The organism is Kitasatospora sp. NPDC023120, from assembly GCF_055560835.1.
In genome coordinates this window covers 111,571-132,138 of record NZ_JBVHHY010000027.1, presented here as the reverse complement: position 1 = coordinate 132,138, position 20,568 = coordinate 111,571, and the positions used below count along the sequence as shown (strand labels likewise).

The 20,568-nt window shown below is 73.0% G+C and carries 9 protein-coding genes; 4 read left to right on the top strand and 5 right to left on the bottom strand.

Going from position 1 to position 20,568, the window contains the following annotated elements:
• The 5 genes from ACZ3TI_RS32360 to ACZ3TI_RS32340 all read right to left on the bottom strand — a co-directional run.
• Positions 1-3,950: type I polyketide synthase (locus ACZ3TI_RS32360; protein WP_465732523.1), on the bottom strand; the 3,950-nt coding region annotated here is incomplete at its 3' end.
• Between the two features lie 121 nt (positions 3,951-4,071).
• On the bottom strand, positions 4,072-10,719 hold the full coding sequence (locus ACZ3TI_RS32355) for a type I polyketide synthase (RefSeq protein WP_465732521.1): 6,648 nt from the start codon (positions 10,717-10,719) through the stop codon (positions 4,072-4,074).
• A gap of 151 nt (positions 10,720-10,870) precedes the next feature.
• Positions 10,871-13,147 carry a condensation domain-containing protein gene (locus ACZ3TI_RS32350; RefSeq protein WP_465732519.1) on the bottom strand — a complete coding sequence of 759 codons (2,277 nt, stop codon included), beginning with the start codon at positions 13,145-13,147 and terminating at the stop codon, positions 10,871-10,873.
• 52 nt (positions 13,148-13,199) lie between these two features.
• Complete coding sequence (locus tag ACZ3TI_RS32345; protein ID WP_465732517.1) at positions 13,200-14,048, bottom strand: hypothetical protein; 849 nt, start codon at positions 14,046-14,048, stop codon at positions 13,200-13,202.
• A gap of 13 nt (positions 14,049-14,061) precedes the next feature.
• Positions 14,062-15,084, bottom strand: coding sequence for a methyltransferase (locus tag ACZ3TI_RS32340; protein WP_465732515.1), 1,023 nt, complete (start codon positions 15,082-15,084; stop codon positions 14,062-14,064).
• 601 nt (positions 15,085-15,685) lie between these two features.
• Between ACZ3TI_RS32340 and ACZ3TI_RS32335 the strand changes: the two genes are divergently transcribed.
• The 4 genes from ACZ3TI_RS32335 to ACZ3TI_RS32320 all read left to right on the top strand — a co-directional run bounded on the left by ACZ3TI_RS32335 (position 15,686) and on the right by ACZ3TI_RS32320 (position 20,535).
• Positions 15,686-16,147 carry a MarR family winged helix-turn-helix transcriptional regulator gene (locus ACZ3TI_RS32335; protein ID WP_465732513.1) on the top strand — a complete coding sequence of 154 codons (462 nt, stop codon included), beginning with the start codon at positions 15,686-15,688 and terminating at the stop codon, positions 16,145-16,147.
• Positions 16,144-17,655: an MFS transporter gene (locus ACZ3TI_RS32330; RefSeq protein WP_465732511.1), complete on the top strand. Its 1,512-nt coding sequence runs from the start codon at positions 16,144-16,146 to the stop codon at positions 17,653-17,655. Before ACZ3TI_RS32335 ends, ACZ3TI_RS32330 begins: the two co-directional genes overlap by 4 nt.
• Positions 17,656-17,968: 313 nt before the next feature.
• Positions 17,969-19,273 (top strand): lipopolysaccharide biosynthesis protein RfbH, encoded by a 1,305-nt coding sequence (gene rfbH, locus ACZ3TI_RS32325; protein WP_465732509.1) that lies wholly within the window; start codon positions 17,969-17,971, stop codon positions 19,271-19,273.
• A 59-nt stretch (positions 19,274-19,332) separates the two neighbouring features.
• Positions 19,333-20,535, top strand: a complete 1,203-nt coding sequence (locus tag ACZ3TI_RS32320; RefSeq protein WP_465732507.1) for an aminotransferase class I/II-fold pyridoxal phosphate-dependent enzyme — start codon at positions 19,333-19,335, stop codon at positions 20,533-20,535.
• Positions 20,536-20,568: the final 33 nt, after the last annotated feature.

Below are 20,568 nucleotides of genomic sequence, written 5' to 3'. Positions count from 1 at the left end.
GCTCCACGCGTCACCACGACCAGCCGGGAAGCCGCGAACTGCTCCTCGGTCACGAACCGCCGCACCACACCCAGCACACCATCAAGCCCGGCACGAACCGCCTCCGGAACCGAACCCTCTGCCGGCGCGCACTCCAGCACGACAATCGCCGGCACCGAACCGGACGCCACCAGCGCGTCCACATCCGACACCGAGCCCGCCGTCGCGAACTCCAGCGGCTCAGCACCCGACACCAGCGCCGGAACCCAGTCCACCCGGAGCAGCGACTCCGAAGCCACCGAAGCCGCAACAGCCAGCTGCTCCCGCGAAACCTCCCGCACCACCAGCGACTCCACGGACACCACCGGCAGACCCGACGCATCAGCCACCTCAAGCGACACCCGCATCGGATCACCCGCCACCGGCGCCAGGCGCACCCGCAGGCCCGTCGCCCCCACCGCGTGCAGGCTCACACCACGCCAGGAGAACGGCAGCCGGTTGCCGGCGGGGCCGTCGGCCGACGGAGCGAAGTGCGTCAGCAGCCCGGACTGAAGGCCGGCGTCGAACAGGGCGGGGTGCAGACCGAACTCGTCCACCACACCTGCCGGTTCGGGCAGTTCGACCTCCGCGAACACCTCGTCGCCACGCCGCCACACCCCCCGCAGGCCCTGGAACGCCGGCCCGTACTCGTAGCCGTGCTCCGCCATCGCCTCGTAGAACCCGGTGACGTCCATCGCCTCCGCGCCGCTCGGCGGCCAGGCCGCCGGCTCGGCCGGCGATCCGGGCGCCGTGGCGGGAGCGAGCGTTCCGGTGCCGTGCAGGGTCCAGGCCTCGTAGGTGTCGGGCGCGTCGGGGCGGGAGTAGATGTCCAGCGCCCGCAGGCCGGCCTCGTCGGGGGCGCCGACGACAACCTGGATCTGGACGGCGCCGGTCTCGGGCAGGATGAGCGGCGCCTGGAGCGTCAGTTCCTCCACCCGGCCACAGCCGACCTCGTCACCCGCTCGCAGGGCGAGTTCCACCAGTCCGGTGCCGGGCATCAGGACGACGCCCCGGACGGCGTGGTCGGCGAGCCACGCGTGCGTGGCGAGGGAGAGTCGGCCGGTCAGGACGGTTCCGCCGCCGCCCGCCAGGGTGACGGACGCGCCGAGCAGGCCGTGTCCGGGGACACCGAGGCCGGCGGACGACACGTCGGCCGACTGGGTGGGGGCATCGAGCCAGTAGCGCTGGTGCTGGAAGGCGTACGTGGGCAGGTCGACGATCCGCGCACCGGGTGTCAACGCCGCCCAGTCCACCGCCACACCCGCCGTCCACGCCTCGCCGACACTCGCCAGGAAGCGCCGCGCACCACCCTCACCCCGGCGCAAAGTCCCGCACACCAGAGCCCGCGCCCCGGCCGCCTCCACCGTCTCCTGCACGCCCACCGTCAACACCGGGTGGGCGCTGGCCTCGATGAAGCCGTCGAAGCCACGCGCGACCAGCTCGCGTACGGTCTCCTCGAAACGGACCGTCTGGCGCAGGTTCGTGTACCAGTACCGCGCGTCCAGCCCCGCCATATCCACCAGGCCACCGGTCACCGTCGAGAAGAACGGCACCTGACCCGAACGCGGCTCCACCCCGTCCAGAACCCGGAGCAGCTCCTCCTCCACACCCTCGACGAACACCGAATGCGAGGCATAGTCCACCGCGATGCGCCGCACCCGGACCCCGTCACCCTCACAGGCGGTGACGAACTCCTCCAGCGCGTCCACATGCCCGCACACCACACACACCGACGGCCCGTTCACCGCCGCCAGCGACAACCGCCCCTCCCAGTCCCCCAGCCGCTCACGCACCGCATCCGCCGGCAACGACACCGACGCCATCCCCCCAAGACCCGCCAGCGAACGCGCGATCACCGCACTGCGCAGCGCCACCACCCGCGCACCGTCACGCAGCGACAACCCGCCGGCCACCACAGCAGCCGCGATCTCCCCCTGCGAATGCCCCACCACCGCAGCCGGCTCCACACCACACGCCCGCCACAACGCCGCCAGCGACACCATCACCGCCCACAGCACCGGCTGCACCACATCCACAGCCTCCAGCACCGTGGCGTCACCCGAGCGCACGACCTCCAGCAGGTCCCACTCCACGAACTCCGACAACGCCTCCCCGCACGCCGCCATCGACTCCGCGAACACCGGCGAGGAACCCAGCAGCTCCACCGCCATCCCCACCCACTGCGAACCCTGCCCCGGGAACACGAACACCGGCCTGGAACCCGCCCCCGCAAAACCCGTCACCACCCCGGCACCGGAACCGCCGGAGGCCAGCACCTCAAGCCCCGCCAGCAGTTCATCCCGGTCCGCACCCACCACCACACCACGCCGCACCAGCGCCGAACGCGACACCCCCAGCGACAACCCCACATCACCACAAGCCAGTTCAGCCCGCCCCGCCACAAACCCACGAAGCCTGCCCGCCTGACCCGCCAGCCCCTCCACCGAAGCCCCCGAAACCGGCCAGGCGAACACGCCGGCCCCGGCCCCGGACAGCACCGGAACCTTCACCGGCCCTGCCGACTCCCCTACGGCGGACGGCTGTTCGGCAACGACCTCCTCCAGGATCACGTGGGCGTTGGTCCCACTCACCCCGAACGAGGACACCCCCGCACGACGCGGCTCACCCGACTCCGGCCACACCCGCTCCTCGGTCAGCATCCGCCCACCACCCGAGGACCAGTCGATATGCGGCGACGGCTCCTCCGCATGCAGCGTGCGCGGCAGCACAGCCGCCCGCAACGCCATCACCATCTTGATCACACCACCCACACCCGCAGCAGCCTGCGCATGCCCGATGTTCGACTTCAACGACCCCAGCCACAACGGCCGATCAGCCGAACGCCCCTGCCCGTACGTCGCCAGCAGAGCCTGCGCCTCGATCGGATCACCCAGCGACGTCCCCGTCCCATGAGCCTCCACCACGTCCACACCCGACGCCTGCACACCCGCGTTCACCAGCGCCTGCCGGATCACCCGCTGCTGCGCCGGACCACTGGGCGCACTCAGACCGTTCGACGCACCGTCCTGGTTCACCGCACTACCCCGCACCACCGCCAGCACCCGGTGCCCCAACCGCCGGGCGTCCGACAGCCGCTCCACCAGCAGCATCCCCACACCCTCGCCGAAGCCCATGCCGTCGGCGGCGGCGGAGAACGCCTTGCAGCGCCCGTCGGCGGCCACGCCATGCTGGCGCGAGAAGCCGGTGATGCTGTTCGGGGTGCTCATCACGGCGACGCCGCCCGCGAGCGCCATGGTGCACTCCTTGCGGCGCAGGGCCTCGCACGCCAGATGCAGGGTGACCAGCGAGGAGGAGCAGGCGGTGTCGACGGTCAGCGCCGGCCCTTCGAGGCCGAGGACGTACGAGACGCGGCCGGAGACGACGCTGGAGACGCTGCCGGTGACGAGGTGGCCCTCCAGGCCGTCCGGGACGGAGGTCAGCCGGGCGCGGTACTCCTGGTAGTTGCAGCCGACGAAGACGCCGGTGCCGGTGCCCCGCAGGGTGGCGGGGTCGAGGCCGGCGTGCTCGACGGCCTCCCAGGCGGTCTCCAGGACGACCCGCTGCTGCGGGTCCATGGCGAGGGCCTCGCGCGGGGAGATGCCGAAGAACTCGGCGTCGAACTCGGTGGCGTTCTGGAGGTAGCCGCCCTCGGCGGCGTAGGTGGTGCCGGTGGCTTCCCGGTCGGGGTTGTAGAGGCCCTCGACGTCCCAGCCTCGGTCGGTGGGCAGGCCGCCGACGGCGTCGACTCCGTCGCGCACGATCCGCCACAGGTCGTCCGGGCCGGCGATCTCGCCGGGGTAGCGGCAGGCCATGCCGATGATCGCGATCGGCTCCGCGTCCTGGGCCTCGTACTCGCGCAGGCGCTGCCGGGTCTGCTGCAGATCGGCCGTGACCCGCTTCAGGTAGTCGACGAGCTTGTCCTGGTCCGCCATCGGTGTCCTACCCCCTGTGGTGTCGCTCAACGGCGCGCGCTGGGCGGTGTCTCGTGCGTGTGGTCTCTGGTGTCGGGGCCGCCGGAACTGCCGGCGGCCCCGATGGATCTCGGCAGCGGTGTCAGAGGCCGAGCTCGGTGTCGATGAAGGCGAGGACCTCGTCGAGGTCGGCGGATTCCAGCTCCGTCCCGGACGGGCCGGCGGAGCCGCCGGCCGTCCGGCCGCCGTCCTGGTCGGTCCACTGCGCGAGCAGGGAGCGCAACCGCAGGGTGATCTCCAGCCGGGTGTTGGTGTCCGGGCTGAGGTCGGTCAACCGCTTGGCCAGCTGGTCGAGTTCGCCCAGGACGAAGCCGTCGTCGGCGGTGTCGTGGCCGAACAGCTCGGTCTTGAGGTGAGCGGTGACGGCCTGCGCGGTCGGGTGGTCGAAGACGAGGGCGGCGTGGAGGGTGAGTCCGGTGGCCGCGCCCAGCCGGTTCCGCAGCTCCATCGCCGTGAGCGAGTCGAAGCCGAGGTCGCGGAAGGCGCGTTCCGGGTCCAGCTGCTCGGGCCGCTCGTAGCCGAGCACGGTGGCGGCCTCCTGGCGGACCAAGGCCAGCAGCGCACCGTCCCGGTCGGCGGGCGCCAGGGCGGCGAACCTGTCGTTGCGGGCGCCGGCGGGCCCGCGCGGGGTGTCCTCGGCGGCCGGTGCCGCCAGGGCCCGCACCTGCGGCAGGTCCTCGAAGAGCGGCCGCGACCGGGCCGCGCTGAACAGCGGGTGGAACCGCTCCCAGGCGACGGGGGCGACGGTCAGCACGGTCTCGTCGCGGTCGAGGGCCCGCTGCAGCGCGGCGAGGCCGAGCTCCGGCTCGATCAGGGGCAGCCCGCGCCGGTGCAGCTGCCCCAGGTCGACGGCCTCGCCGATGCCGCCGGCGCCCTCGACGCCGAAGGCGTTCCACACGCCCCAGGAGACCGAGGTCGTCGCGATGCCCCGGGCGCGGTTGGCCTCGGCCAGCGCGTTCAGGTGGGCGTTGGCGGCGGCGTAGGCGCCGTGGTCGCCGCTGCCCCAGACCCCGGCGATCGAGGAGAACAGCACGAAGGCGTCCAGCTCGGTGTGGTCGAGGAGTTCGGTGAGGTGCAGGGCGCCGTCGACCTTGGCGGCGACGCCGGCCGCGAACGCCTCGGGGCCGGTGTCCTCGATGGACGTGAGGTCGGCCACGCCCGCCGCGTGCAGGACGGCGCGTACGGTCTCGCCCTCGGCGGCCAGGTCGTCCAGCAGGGCCCGGACGGCGTTCCGGTCGGCGGTGTCGCAGGCGGCGAGGGTCACCCGGGCGCCGGCCTCGGTCAGTTCCTCGCGCAGCTCCGCCGCGCCGGGGGCGTCGGCCCCGCGACGGCCGGTCAGGACCAGGTGCTCGGCGCCCTCGGCGGCCAGCCACCGGCCGAGGACGGCGCCGAGCGCGCCGGTGCCGCCGGTGATGATCACGGTGCCGCGCGGCCGCCAGGTGCGCCGGACGGGGCGCTGTTCCCCGGGGACGTGGACGAGGCGGCGCACGAGGGTGCCGGACTCCCGCAGCGCCAGCTGGTCCTCGGCCCCGTGGCCGGCCAGCGCGGCGCACAGCAGGCGGCCCGTCCGGGCGTCGACCGTTCCGGGCAGGTCGATCAACCCGCCCCAGCGGTCGGGGTGTTCGAGCGCGGTGACCTGGCCGAGGCCCCAGATGGTGCTCTGCAGCGGGTGCTTCGGGTGGGTGTCCTCGCCGGCGGTGACCGCCTGCTGGGTCACCAGCCACAGCGGCGCACCGATGTCCGCCCGGCCGAGGGCGCGGATCAGCGCCAGGGTGGTGGCCAGTCCGTTGGGCATGGCGGGGTGGACGGGGTGGCGGTCCTCGTCCAGACCGAGGAGGGACAGCACACCGGCCGGCGCGGTGCCGAGCCCGCTGAGAGTCGTCCGCAGGCGCTCCGCGAGCCGGTCGCAGTCGGCGTCGGCGTCGGTGGTCCCGAGGATGACGACCTCGGCTCCGGCCTCCCGCAGCGCGGCGAGTGCCGTGGTGACGGCCTGGTCCTCACGGTGACGCTCGGGCAGGACGGCCAGCCAGTGGCCGGTGAGGGCCGGGGCGGCGGCGGGATCGGTGCCGGGGCCGGTGTCGGGCAGGCGGTTCCAGGTGATCCGGTAGCGCCAGTCGTCCACGGTCCTGCGGGTGCGCAGGGTCTTCCGCCAGTCGGCGAGCGCGGGCAGGACGGTGCCCAGCGGCGCGTCCGGGGAGACGTCGAGCTTGGCCGCCAGGCCGGTCAGGTCGGCCTGTTCGACGGTGTCCCAGAACTCGGCGTCCTGGTCCGGTGTCCCGGGCCGGCCGCCGTCCTGCGAGGTGCTGTCGAGCCAGTAGCGCTGGTGCTGGAAGGCGTACGTGGGCAGGTCGACGATCCGCGCACCGGGTGTCAACGCCGCCCAGTCCACCGCCACACCCGCCGTCCACGCCTCGCCGACACTCGCCAGGAAGCGCCGCGCACCACCCTCACCCCGGCGCAAAGTCCCGCACACCAGAGCCCGCGCCCCGGCCGCCTCCACCGTCTCCTGCACGCCCACCGTCAACACCGGGTGGGCGCTGGCCTCGATGAAGCCGTCGAAGCCACGCGCGACCAGCTCGCGTACGGTCTCCTCGAAACGGACCGTCTGGCGCAGGTTCGTGTACCAGTACCGCGCGTCCAGCCCCGCCATATCCACCAGGCCACCGGTCACCGTCGAGAAGAACGGCACCTGACCCGAACGCGGCTCCACCCCGTCCAGAACCCGGAGCAGCTCCTCCTCCACACCCTCGACGAACACCGAATGCGAGGCATAGTCCACCGCGATGCGCCGCACCCGGACCCCGTCACCCTCACAGGCGGTGACGAACTCCTCCAGCGCGTCCACATGCCCGCACACCACACACACCGACGGCCCGTTCACCGCCGCCAGCGACAACCGCCCCTCCCAGTCCCCCAGCCGCTCACGCACCGCATCCGCCGGCAACGACACCGACGCCATCCCCCCAAGACCCGCCAGCGAACGCGCGATCACCGCACTGCGCAGCGCCACCACCCGCGCACCGTCACGCAGCGACAACCCGCCGGCCACCACAGCAGCCGCGATCTCCCCCTGCGAATGCCCCACCACCGCAGCCGGCTCCACACCACACGCCCGCCACAACGCCGCCAGCGACACCATCACCGCCCACAGCACCGGCTGCACCACATCCACAGCCTCCAGCACCGTGGCGTCACCCGAGCGCACGACCTCCAGCAGGTCCCACTCCACGAACTCCGACAACGCCTCCCCGCACGCCGCCATCGACTCCGCGAACACCGGCGAGGAACCCAGCAGCTCCACCGCCATCCCCACCCACTGCGAACCCTGCCCCGGGAACACGAACACCGGCCTGGAACCCGCCCCCGCAAAACCCGTCACCACCCCGGCACCGGAACCGCCGGAGGCCAGCACCTCAAGCCCCGCCAGCAGTTCATCCCGGTCCGCACCCACCACCACACCACGCCGCACCAGCGCCGAACGCGACACCCCCAGCGACAACCCCACATCACCACAAGCCAGTTCAGCCCGCCCCGCCACAAACCCACGAAGCCTGCCCGCCTGACCCGCCAGCCCCTCCACCGAAGCCCCCGAAACCGGCCAGGCGAACACGCCGGCCCCGGCCCCGGACAGCACCGGAACCTTCACCGGCCCTGCCGACTCCCCTACGGCGGACGGCTGTTCGGCAACGACCTCCTCCAGGATCACGTGGGCGTTGGTCCCACTCACCCCGAACGAGGACACCCCCGCACGACGCGGCTCACCCGACTCCGGCCACACCCGCTCCTCGTTCAGCAGCCGCACCCCACCCGAGGACCAGTCGATATGCGGCGACGGCTCCTCCGCATGCAGCGTGCGCGGCAGCACACCCGCCCGCAACGCCATCACCATCTTGATCACACCACCCACACCCGCAGCAGCCTGCGCATGCCCGATGTTCGACTTCAACGACCCCAGCCACAACGGCCGATCAGCCGAACGCCCCTGCCCGTACGTCGCCAGCAGAGCCTGCGCCTCGATCGGATCACCCAGCGACGTCCCCGTCCCATGAGCCTCCACCACGTCCACACCCGACGCCTGCACACCCGCGTTCACCAGCGCCTGCCGGATCACCCGCTGCTGCGCCGGACCACTGGGCGCACTCAGACCGTTCGACGCACCGTCCTGGTTCACCGCACTACCCCGCACCACCGCCAGCACCCGGTGCCCCAACCGCCGGGCGTCCGACAGCCGCTCCACCAGCAGCATCCCCACACCCTCGGCCATGCCGAAGCCGTCGGCGTCCGCCGAGAAGGCCCGGCAGCGGCCGTCGGGGGAAAGGCCCCGCTGGCGGGAGAACTCGACGAGCATTCCGGTGCTCGACATCACGGTGACGCCGCCGGTGAGGGCGAGGTCGCACTCCCCGGTGCGCAGCGCCTGGCAGGCCTCGTGCAGGGTGACCAGCGAGGAGGAGCAGGCGGTGTCGACGGTCAGCGAGGGCCCTTCGAGGCCGAGGACGTACGAGATGCGCCCCGAGGCCACGCTGCCCGTGGTCCCGAGGAAGAGGTGGCCTTCCAGCGCGCCGGCGCGGCTGGAGGCTTCGCCCGCGCGGGGGCCGTAGTCCTGGCCGATGAGGCCGAGGTAGACGCCGGTGCGGGAGCCCTTGAGGCCGTGGGTGTCGAGTCCGGCGCTCTCGACGGCCTCCCAGGCGGCTTCCAGGGCGAGCCGCTGCTGCGGGTCCATGGCGAGGGCCTCGCGCGGGGAGATGCCGAAGAACTCGGCGTCGAACTCGGCGGCGGTGTGCAGGAATCCGCCTTCGCGCTGGGAGAACCGGCCGGGGCCGGCGAGCTCCGGGTCGTAGCCGTCGGCGATGTTCCAGCCCCGGTCGGTGGGCAGGGCGCCGATGGCGTCGGTGCCGGTGGTGACGACCTGCCAGAGGTCGTCGGGCGAGGCGATGCCACCGGGGTAGCGGCAGGCCATGCCGATGATCGCGATCGGCTCGTCCAGGAGCGGCGCGCGGCTCGGGCCGGCCGGGTGTCCGGCGGCGGGGTCTTCGCCGAACAGCACGGCGGCGAGGTGGGCGGCGAGCGCCTCCGGGGTGGGGTGGTCGTAGACGACGGTCGGGGAGAGCCGCAGGCCGGTGGTGGTGTGCAGGCGGTCGCGGATGCCGACGGCGGCGAGGGAGCCGATGCCGAGGTCGCGGAAGGTGCGGCCGCCGTCGACGGTGCCGCTGCCCTCGGGCAGGGCCGCGGCGGCGCCGGCCCGGACGAGGGCGAGCAGGTGTGCCCGGCGCTCGGTCCGGTCCAGCGGGGCCAGCCGTTCGCGCAGCTCGTCGGCCACGGCCCGCTCGGCGGGTTCCTCCTCGGTCGGCCCGCCGTGCAGGACGGCCTCGGGCAGGCCGGCGGCGGGCAGATCAGCGGTGTCCGGGACGCCGGGCAGGACGGCGCGCAGGTCGGCCGGTCCGCCGGCGACGTGCAGTTCGGCGAAGGAGGCGAGGAAGCGGGCCGGTCCGCCCTCGCCCCGGCGCAGGGTGCCGAGGACGGTGGCGGGGAGGCCGGCCTCGGCGGCGGTGGTCTCCATGGCGGTGGTGAGCACCGGGTGGGGGCTGAGCTCGATCAGGACGTGGTGGCCGGCTTCGAGGGCGGCCCGCGTGGCCGAGGCGAAGCGCACGGTGGAGCGCAGGTTGCGGCACCAGTAGTCGGCGTCCAGGGCGGTGCCGTCCAGTTCGGCGCCGAGGAGGGCCGAGTAGACGGGGATCTCCGGGGCGGTGGGCCGGATGGGGGCGAGGTCCTCGCGCATGCGCGGGACGATCAGGTCGATGTGCGGGGAGTGCGCGGCGAGGCCGACGTCGATGCGCCGGGCGTGGACGCCTTCGGCGGTGAGCTTCGCGACGAGTTCGGCCACGGCGTCGGTGTCGCCGGAGACGACGGTGGAGGCGGGGCCGTTCTCGGCGGCGATGACGAGCCGGCCGAACCAGTGCTCGTCCAGGAGGGCGGCGAGCCGGTCGGCGGGCTGCAGGACGGAGGCCATGTCGCCGCGTCCGGCGATGGTGGCCTGGGCCTGGCTCCAGCGGGCGACCGCCCGGGCGGCGTCGTCCAGCGTGAGTGCTCCGGCGACGTGGGCGGCGGCGAGTTCGCCGAGGCTGTGGCCGAGGACGGCGGCCGGTTCGACGCCGGCCGCGCGCCACAGGTCCGCCAGCGCGACCATGACGGTGAACAGCGCGGGCTGCACCACGTCGGCGCCGACGAGCGCGGGTCCGCCCGGGGTGCCCGTCAGGGAGGCGAGCAGGTCGTGCTCCAGGTACGGCGCGAAGGCGTCCGCGCAGTCGTCGAGGCGCTGCTTGAACACCGGTGCGGTGTCGCGGAGTTCACGGGCCATGCCGGCCCACTGCGAGCCCTGGCCGGGGAAGACGAACACGGGCCCCGACGATGCCGCGACGGTGGCCTGGCCGACGGTCACCGCGGGGTGGTCCGTTCCCGCGGCGAGCGCCGCCAGGGCATCGAGGGTCCGTTCCCGGTCGCCGGCGAGGACGACGGCCCGGCGGGCCGCCCGCCCCTGGGCCGGTCCCCGGGCGGCCGCGAGGGCGTGTCCGATCCCGGCCGGGGACCAGTCGGCCGCCCCCGTCAGGTGGCCGTGCAGGGCTCGGGCGCGGGCCCGCACGGCGGCGCTGCCGGGCCCGGTCAGGACCCAGGGCAGCTCGCTCCCCTGGGGGAACACTGCGGAGCCGTCGAAGCTGCCATGGTGTGCGGACACGTTCCTACTCCCGTCATGGGCTGCTTTTTGCACGTGGTGGGCGGCCGCCCGGCGGCCGGGCCGGGGGCGCACGGCCGAACGGGCCCCCGGTCGTCGGGGGACTCCGACCGGGGGCCCTGCCACTCGCGTGGCGTTCAGGGGTGCGGCGTGGTCAGGTGTCGTCTCGCAGGGAGCGCAGGTGCTGTGCCAGGCTCCGCGGTGTCGGATTGTCGAAGAGGTCGACGAGCTTGATGCGCGTCCCGGTGAGTTCCTCGGTCCGCTGCACCAGGTGCGCTCCGAGCAGCGAATGGCCGCCGCTGGAGAAGAAGTTGGCGTCGGCGTCGGCCTCGGGGAGGCCGAGGAGCTCGCACCAGAGCGCGCGCAGCCCGGCGACCAGCCCGTCGGTGTCCTCCGGTCCGGTCCGCGGCTCCGCGGCGGCCCGCACCCCGAGTGTCCTCACCGCCTCGGTGTCCACCGCGCCGTTGGGGCGCAGCGGCAGCCGGTCGACGCGGATCACCCGGTCGGGCCGGGCGGCGCGCGGCAGCTGCCGGGCGGTGTGCGCGGCCACCGCGTCGGCGAGGCCGGGCCGGTCCTCGCCGGTGACGAAGGCGATCACCCGCTCCTCGTCGTCGGCGAGGAGTGCGAGGAGTGCGGCGCCGGTGACCTCCGGGTGGCTGCGCAGGACGGCCTCCACCCGTTCCGGCTGCAGCGGCCGGCCGTGCACGTGGAGGAGGCGGTCGGTCCGGCCGTCCAGTTCGAGGGCCCCGTCGCGCCGCCACCGGCCGGTCCAGCCGGTGGGCACGTGGGTGGTTCCGTCGGCGCGCACCAGGCAGACCTCACCGCGTACACCGACGGGGAGCCTGGTCCCCGCTCCGGCGACGACGGCGACGTGCCGGGCGTCCAGCGGGTGGACGACGTACGGGTGTCCGCCGCCGTCGGAGGCGGCCCAGGCGGCGGCGTCGGAGAGGCTGACGGCGGGGCCGTCGGGGGTGGCCCGGAAGGCGTCGAGGTCCCGGTCGGCCTCGGAGGTGGGGTCGGCGGCCGTACGGGCGGTGCCGGCGCCGTGCGGGGCGCCGAGCAGGGCGTGGTCCTCGGCGTTCCACACGTCGAACTCCCCCACCGGGCGGTCGGGTTCGGCGGCGAGGGTGCGCAGCAGGGTCTCGTAGCGCCGGACGATCGCCTCGGCGGTGGCCCGGTCGAACAGCTCGGTGCCGTACAGCATCCGCAGGCCGATGTGGTCGGCGCCGGAGTGCACGAACAGCTCCAGGTCGAACTTGCTGTACCCGGTCTCGACCTGGAGGGCGCGGGCCGTGGCCCCGCCGAGGGTGAGGTCGCCGGAGGGCTGCAGGGGCACGTAGTTGAACATGTGCTGGAACAGCGTGTCGCGCCAGGAGACCGTCTCGCGCGGGGTCTCGTGGGCGATGGCGTCCACCGGCACGTCGGCGTGGGCGAGGGCGGCCAGGAAGCCGGTGCGCGCCTCCTTCACCAGGGCGCGGAAGCTGAGGCCGGTGTCGACGGTGTGCCGCAGCGGCAGGGTGTTGACGTGGTAGCCGAGGGCGGACTGCGCCTCGGGCGGGCGGACGTTGACCGGGGAGCCGATGACGAGGTCGGGTCCGGCGCCGTGCGCGGCCAGCAGCAGGGAGAAGGCGGTGAGCAGGACGACGGCCTCGGGGGCCCGTACGGCGCGCTGGAGGGCCCGGACCTGGTTGCGGGTGTCCTCGGACAGGACGTGCAGGACGGCGTCGCCCGCGAGGGTGGGCCGGGCCGGGGCCGGGGCGGTGCAGGCCAGGTCGAGGCCGGCCGGGTCGAAGCCGACGAGGGCCTTGCGCCAGTGGGCGAGGCTCTCCTCCCGGTGCGCGGGCTCCGGCAGGGCCGGGACGTGGGCGCGCAGGTCCTCGGGCAGGTCGGCGCCGGCGGCGAGGGCGTTGTAGGCCGTGACGAGTTCGCCGAGCAGCACGGGCGCGGAGGCGGCGTCGAACACGAGGTGGTGGACGACCACGGCGAGGGTGTCGCCGTCCGTTCCGCGCAGGACGGCGCAGCGCAGCATGAGGTCGCCGTCGCAGCGGATCGGGGTCGCGGCGAGGACGCGGAGGTCCTCGTCCGGCGCCCCGGCGCCGGCCTCGCGGATCTCGACGGCCGGGCCCGGGGTCTTCTCGTCCAGCACCTCGCGGACCAGGCGGGCCTGGCGCTCGAAGTAGACGGTCCGCAGCACTTCGTGGCGGCGTACCAGGGCGTCGAGGGCGGCCTGGAGTGCGGTGGTGTCGAGGCGGCCGTCGACCTGGATGGCGAGCGGGACGTTGTTGATGCCGGCTTCGGGAAGGAGCCGGTCCAACAGCCACAGCGCGTTCTCCTTGGGCGTGGCCGCTTCGAGCCTGCGCTTGCGGGTCAGCGCCGCGAGCAGGGCCGCGGCGGCGCCGTCGGTGGGCTTGGCCTTCTCGGCTGGCTGCACGGTGGGTGACCCTTTCACTGGTGGTCGGTGGGTGGGTGGTGGGCTGGCGCTGTCACCGGTGTCCGGCGGTCGCCAGTCGTGAGGCGGGCCGGGGGTGGGTGAGCAGGCCGGTGAGGGCGTCCGCGACGGCCGGGCTGCGCAGGATGTCCTCGTGGGCGACGTCGATGCGGATCCGGTGTCCGGCGTGACGGGCGTGCGGGTCGGCGCCGGGGGTGGTGATCGCGGTGGCGCCGCGCCAGGCGGTGGCCGGGTCGAACCGGGAGGCGGCCGCGATGTAGCGCACGAACGCCTCGTAGGTGGTGGCGAGTTCGTCAGCGAGGGCCGCGGGCAGTCCGGCCCGGGCGAAGGCGGCGCCGGCGATGTCGGCGTAGATCCCGGTCAGGGTGGCGCCGAGTTCGGTCACGGTGGCGCTCGCCTGGACGGCCTCGTCGGCGGCCTGCCCGGCGAGGGCGCACTCCTGCGCGGTCAGGACGGGGGCGAGCGAGGTGACGGCCGCGCGGAAGTCGGTGGCCATTCCGGCCGGGAGGGGCGGTTCGGGGTCGAAGAGGACGACGGCCGGCTCCTCGCCCTGGTGCTCGGCGACGAGCTGGGCGAGGCGGGGCGCGTAGAGTCCTCCGACGCAGTAGCCGAGGACGGCGCGTACGGGCCGACCGGTGGCGGTGATCGCCTCGGCCCAGTGCGTCACGTAATCCTCGCCGTCGAAGGCGCGGGCCTTCTCCAGCTCGGGCTGCCTGGTCTCCCAGAGCGGCACGCGGGGGTCGAGCAGGCCGGCGAGCATGGTGAACGTCGACTCGGGCCGGCCGGAGACGGCGAAGTCCACGGCCAGGACGACGGGTTCGTCGCCGCCCTGGTTGAGCACCTTCCAGGCGGAGGGCGCGGTGGTCAGCGGGAGTTGCGGCATGGCACGGGGCTCCTCATCGGGCGACGGCGCATTCGTGGACGGTGTGGCCCGTGGCGAGGCGGAAGGTGCTGAGCACCCGCAGGCCGGCCTCGGTGATCTGGGTGCGCTGGACCTCGTCGGTGCGGCCGCGGGTGCCGGTCTCACAGACGACCATGCGGAAGAGCACGCGGATCCAGTCGAGGTCGTTCTCGACGAGCGGCTCGATGACGAGGAGGCGGGGCTCGCGGCCCGGCTCGCGGTCGGCGGCGGTGCGCTCCAGGGCTTCGCGGATGCGGCTGAGGATGACCACGCTGTTCTCGTGGTTCCAGTTGTGGAGCACGTTCTTGAGCGTGTAGAGGTCGGCGCCGGCCGGGATCTCCTCCAGGAAGCTGCCGGGCCGGTAGCTGAGCCGCTGGGCGTGTCCGGCGGTGGATCCGGCGAGTTCGGTCTCGGCGCGCTCGCAGACGTCGGGGCGGTCGAAGCAGATGCCCTCAAGGTGCGGGTGCGCGTCGAGCAGGCCCTTGAGCAGCTGGCCGCTGTTGCCGCCGACGTCGAGTACGGTGCCGACCCCGGCGAAGGCGTAGTCGCCGGCGAGCGCGGCGGCGACGGGACGGGCCAGGTCGGCCATCGCCTTGTCGTACAGGCCGGCCTCGGCGGGGTGCTGCTCCAGGTACTCGTAGATGCGGGTGCCGTGCAGGGCCGCGAAGGCGGAGTCTCCGGTGCGCAGCGTGTGGTCGATGTTGACGAAGGTGTCGGCGTACAGGCCGGAGGAGAGCATGACGTAGTGCCGCATCGACTGCGGGTGGTCGTCGCGGAGCTGGTGGGAGAGCGGGGAGTTGTGGTAAGCGCCGTTCTCGTCGCGCCGGAAGACGCCGAGGACGGACAGCACGCGCAGCACCGGCTCCATCGCGTCCGGGTGGGTGCCGGTCGCCTTGGCGATCTCTTCGAGGGTCAGCGAGCCCTCGCCGATGTGGTCGGCGACGCCGAACTGCGCCACGGCGCCGAGCGACTTCGAGACCCAGCCCAGGCCGGCCATCCCCATGAGATCGATTTCCACCCGTGATCACTCCCTTTTGTGGTCTGCGAGACTGCGTGGCCGTGCCGGCTGCGGGGCCTTCACGCGTTTGCGGCGGTCCGTACGGGCGACGTGGCGACCTGACGCGTTGTCGTCATCCCGTCGCCCGTACGGCGGTTCTGGAGCGTTCCCGAGATCCTCGGAAAGGCTCCGCGCCTTCGGGGGACGAACCGGGGTCACCGGTCCGCCCGCGACGGCGACTCCCGGGCTCACCGCGTTCCTGAACCTATGCAGCTCTCGCACCCGAACCGAACCCCTACGGGCCCCTAGGCGGGGAATTCCGGCAGCTCGGATAAGGGTTTGGACCCCTCGGGCGGAAGGGCGGGGAAGGGCGGGGAAATCATGCCCTCCGGCCGTGGGAACGGACCGGTGGTATTCCGCGGATCAATCCTCCGGCCGTCGCCGTGAATTCCCTTGCGGGCCCGACCAGGTTTTCCCGCCGGCCTCCCCGCGGAGGCACCGCCCCGGCGGGTGCTCCGGCGCCTGCCCCGAGGATGTACTCCGCAGGATCACATAGTGTGTACTATCTCAGTATGAAGTCATGCACAGTAACCGAACGTCGTGCCGCACAGGGGGCGCGCCGATGACCTCGCACGCCTACGCCACGCCGACCGCGCACGCCCTGCTGAACTCCTTCACCGACGTCGTCGGCCCGCTGCTGGACCGCACCGGTGAGATCTTCGCCAGCCACAAGGTGCCGTTCTCCCAGGCCAACCTGCTGATCCGGATGCACTCCATCGGCCGCCCCGAGCGCATGGCCGCCCTCGCCGCCGCCCACGGCGTCGTCCCCAGGACCGTCACCTCCCTGGTCGACGGCCTGGAGAAGCGCGGCCTGGTCCGCCGTTCGCCGGACCCGGAGGACCGCCGGGTCACCCTCGTCGCGATGACGGACCAGGGCCTGGCGCTGGTCCGTCAGATCGACGACACGGCGGCCGAACTCGCGGAGGAGATCTTCGCCCCGCTGCCCCCCGACGAGCGCGAGGCGCTCGCCCGGCTGCTCGCCAAGCTCGACACCCATCTCCCCGAAGGGAAGCCGCACGCATGAGCAACGCCACCGAGGTGACGGCGCCGACGGACGCCCAGCGCGCCTCGGCACGCCGCCGCTGGGCCGGTCTGTTCGTCGTCGCCTCCGCGCAGTTGGTCGCGCTGCTGGACGAGACCGTCATCAACATCGCGCTCCCCTCAGCGCAGGAGTCCCTGCACATGGCGGACGCGGACCGCCAGTGGGTCATCACCGCCTACACCCTGGTCTTCGGCGGTCTGCTGCTCTTCGGCGGCCGGCTCTCCGACCGGTTCGGCCCCAAGCACGTCTTCATGGTGGGCATCACCGGCTTCGCCGTGATGTCCGCCATCGGCGGCAGCGCGACCAGCAGCGGCATGCTGATCACCGCCCGGGCGCTGCAGGGCGCCTTCGCTGCCGTGCTCTCCCCCTCCACCCTGTCGATGGTCACCGCGCTCTTCGACGACAAGAAGGAGCGGGCCAAGGCCTTCGGCGTCTACAGCGGGATCATCGCCAGCGGCGCCGTCGCCGGCCTCCTGCTGGGCGGGCTCCTGACCGAGTACCTGTCCTGGCGCTGGTGCCTGTTCATCAACGTCCCGATCGCCGCCGCCGCGCTGATCGCCGCGCCGCTCCTGCTGCCCCTGGTCCAGGGCGACCGCACCGTCCGCCCGAACCTGCCGAGCGTCGTCCTGGCCTGCGCGGGCATGGCCTCGCTGGTGTTCGGCTTCTCCCAGGTGCCGGAGCACGGCTGGAAGTCCGGCCAGGTCCTGGGCCTGCTGGCCGCCGCCGGCGTCCTGCTGGTCCTGTTCGTCCTGCTGCAGGCCAAGGCGAAGGAACCGCTGCTGCCGCTGCGGGTGCTGGCCGACCGCAACCGCACCGGGGCCTTCCTCGCCGTGGCACTCACCGAGTTCGGCATGCTCGGCGTCTCGGTGTTCGCCTCGTACCAGCTCCAGGTGATCATGGAGTACTCCCCGGTCAAGGCCGGGCTGGCGTTCCTGCCGATGGTGGCCGTGACGATCGTCGCGGCGACCCAGATCTCGGCCCGGCTGCTGCCCACGGTGTCGCCGCGCTGGCTGATCGGACCGGGCCTGCTGTGCACGGCCGCCGGCGTCGCCATGTTCAACCTGATGTCCACGGACAGCGGCTACCTGGACACGATCCTGCCGACCTGGGTCGTCCTGGGCCTGGGTCTGGGCCTGAGCACCCCGTCCGCGACGAACACCGTCATGTCCGGCACCCCCCAGCACGACCGGGGCATCACGGCGGCCTTCCGCACCACCTCCCAGCAGGTCGGCGGCTCGGTGGGCCTCGCCCTCGGCAACACCCTCGCGGCCAGTGCCATCGCCTCGTTCCTCGCCTCCCACCACGACGGCCCGGCCGACCTGCTCCAGGCCAAGGCCCTGGTGCGCGGCGCCGCCGTGGCCTCCACCTGGTCCGCCGTCCTCATCGCGGTCGGCGCCCTCGCGGTGGTGTGGCTCATCAACCTCCGGCCCGAAAAGAGCGCGGACACCCCCGCCGAGGAAAGCGCGCCGGATTCCGCCGTCACCGCCTGAGGCGCGGCCTCCCGGGAAATCCCCGCCATGAGGCCACCGGTAGGGGCACTTAGGGGTTGACCCCTCAGGTCAATCCCTAAGTACGATCGGGGCGCAGCTGCCGAGGTGAAACCGTGGTCGGTGAACATCTTTCCCTCCACCGGTCCTCCGGCATCCGCACCCGGCGAAAACGGCCCACGGAAGACCGTGCGTGGAATTCCCGGGCCCGATTCGTGCCACCGACATTCCCGACGGTCTCCCCGGCCGCAGTCGCGGCAGCACGGGCTCGCAGTGCCGCACGCTCCCCATCGACGCACGAGAAAGCGAGATCAAGGTGGAGACCAAGACGCAGATTCTGGAACTGGTTCGCAAATACGATCAGGAATCCGCGCAGCGTGCCTCTTCCTTCCAGCCCGGCGTCACCCCGATCCTCCCCTCCGGGGCGGCCCTGGACGAGAACGACCGGATGGCCGTCGTCGAGGCCGCGCTGGAGATGCGGATCGCCGCCGGTGTCTCGTCGCGGCGGTTCGAGCGGCTCTTCGCCCGGCTGCTGGGCATGCGCAAGGCCCACCTCACCAACTCGGGCTCCTCGGCCAACCTCCTCGCGCTCACCGCGCTGACCTCCCCCCAGCTGGGGGACGCCCGGCTCAAGCCCGGCGACGAGGTCATCACCGTGGCGGCCGGCTTCCCGACGACCGTCAACCCGATCATCCAGAACGGTCTCGTCCCGGTCTTCGTGGACATCGACCTGGCGACGTACAACACCACCGCCGAGCGGGTCGCGGCGGCGATCGGCCCGCGCACCAGGGCCATCATGATCGCCCACGCGCTCGGCAACCCCTACCCGGTCCAGGAGATCGCCGACCTGGCCACCGAGCACGACCTCTACCTCGTCGAGGACAACTGCGACGCGGTCGGCAGCACCTACCGGGGCAAGCCCTGCGGCAGCTTCGGCGACCTGAGCACGGTGAGCTTCTACCCGGCCCACCACCTCACCACCGGCGAGGGCGGCTGCGTCCTCACCAACAACCTGGTGCTGGCCCGGATCGTGGAGTCCCTGCGCGACTGGGGCCGCGACTGCTGGTGCGAGCCCGGCGAGAACGACACCTGCCGCAAGCGCTTCGCGTACCAGCTCGGCGACCTCCCGTACGGGTACGACCACAAGTACATCTTCTCCCACGTCGGTTACAACCTGAAGTCCAGCGACCTGCACGCCGCGCTGGGGCTGAGCCAGCTCCGCAAGGTCGGCGAGTTCGGTGCCGCCCGGCGGGAGAACTGGAGCCGGCTGAGCGCCTCGCTGGACGGGATCCCGTACCTGCGGCTCCCGCAGGCCACCGAGGGCAGCGACCCCAGCTGGTTCGGCTTCGTGCTGACCCTCACCGAGGACGCGCCGTTCGCCCGCAAGGACATCATCCGGTTCCTGGAGGCCCGCAAGATCGGCACGCGCCTGCTCTTCGCCGGCAACCTGCTGCGCCACCCGGCCTACCAGGACCGCACGTACCGCGTCGCGGAGCCCCTGACCAACAGTGACATCGTCACCGAGCGCACCTTCTGGGTGGGCGTCTACCCCGGCATCACCCGGGAGATGAACGACTACATCGCCCAGTCCCTCTGGGAGTTCGTCCGGCAGTACCGCTGAACCGGGCCCGCGTGTCCGCGTCCACCGAGCCCACCCCATCCGAGCGGAGCGAAACCACCATGCCCAGCAGTTCCGAAGGACTCGCCGTCCTGGGTCACCCGGCGGCGTTCACCGAGCCCCTGCACGTGGGCCGGCCCAACGTTCCCGACCCGGCGCGGGTCATGGAGCGGATCCAGGGCGCCCTCGACCGCCGCTGGCTGACCAGCTTCGGGCCGCTGGTCAAGGAGTTCGAGCAGCGTCTCGCCGAGGCCGCCGGGGTCAGGCACTGCATCGTCACCTGCAACGCCTCCATAGCGCTGCAGGTGCTCATCCGCTCCCTCGGCCTCAGCGGCGAGGTGGTCCTGCCCTCCTTCACCTTCATCGCGACCGCGCACACCCTGCTCTGGGAGGGCGTCACCCCGGTCTTCTGCGACATCGACGAGGAGACCGGGAACATCGACCCGGAGCACGCCCGGCTGCTGGTGAACGAGCGGACCACCGGCATCGTCGGGGTGCACCTGTGGGGCAACCCGGCTCCCGTGGCGGCCCTGACCGACCTCGCGGCCGAGCACGGGATCCCGCTGATCTTCGACAGCGCCCACGCCATCGGCAGCCGTCACCAGGGCCGCCCCGTCGGCGGGTTCGGCACCGCCGAGGTGTTCAGCTTCCACGCCACGAAGTTCCTCAACGCCTTCGAGGGCGGGGCCATCGTCACCGACGACGACGAACTGGCCGCCAAGGTCCGCTCGGTCCACAACTACGGGCGCGGCGAGGGCGAACACGTCTCGGGCGTCGGCACCAACGCCAAGATGACCGAGGCCGCGGCCGCCATGGGCCTGACCTCGCTGGAGAACATGCAGTTCCTCATCGACGTCAACCGCGACCGCCACGAGCGCTACCGCCAGGGCCTCGCCGGGGTGCCCGGCATCCGGCTGCGGGAGCCCGCCCCGGAGGACGAGACCAACTACCAGTACGTGGTCATCGAGGTGGACGCCGGCCGCGCCGGCCTCACCCGGGACGAGCTCGCGGCCGTCCTGGAGGCCGAGAACGTCCTCATCCGGACGCACTTCCACCCCGGCTGCCACCGCACCGAGCCGTACCTGAAGGAGCCCGGGCTGTACGCGCCGCTGCCGCTGCCGCACTCGGAGGCCCTCGGCGAGCGGGTGATCTCCCTGCCCACCGGGACGGGAGTGGATCCCTCGGACGTCGACGGCGTGTGCGCGCTGATCCGGCGGGCCGTCGAGTGGGCCCCCCGTGTGCGCGAGGCCCTGCGGGCCTCCTGAAGCTCGCTCCCCATTCCCAGGAGGTCCACAGCC

Coding starts and splice junctions, on each gene's coding strand:
- ACZ3TI_RS32345 (WP_465732517.1), bottom strand. CDS start 14,048: ATGCCGCAACTCCCGCTGACCACCGCGCCCTCCGCCTGGAAGGTGCTC.
- ACZ3TI_RS32330 (WP_465732511.1), top strand. CDS start 16,144: ATGAGCAACGCCACCGAGGTGACGGCGCCGACGGACGCCCAGCGCGCC.
- ACZ3TI_RS32335 (WP_465732513.1), top strand. CDS start 15,686: ATGACCTCGCACGCCTACGCCACGCCGACCGCGCACGCCCTGCTGAAC.
- ACZ3TI_RS32320 (WP_465732507.1), top strand. CDS start 19,333: ATGCCCAGCAGTTCCGAAGGACTCGCCGTCCTGGGTCACCCGGCGGCG.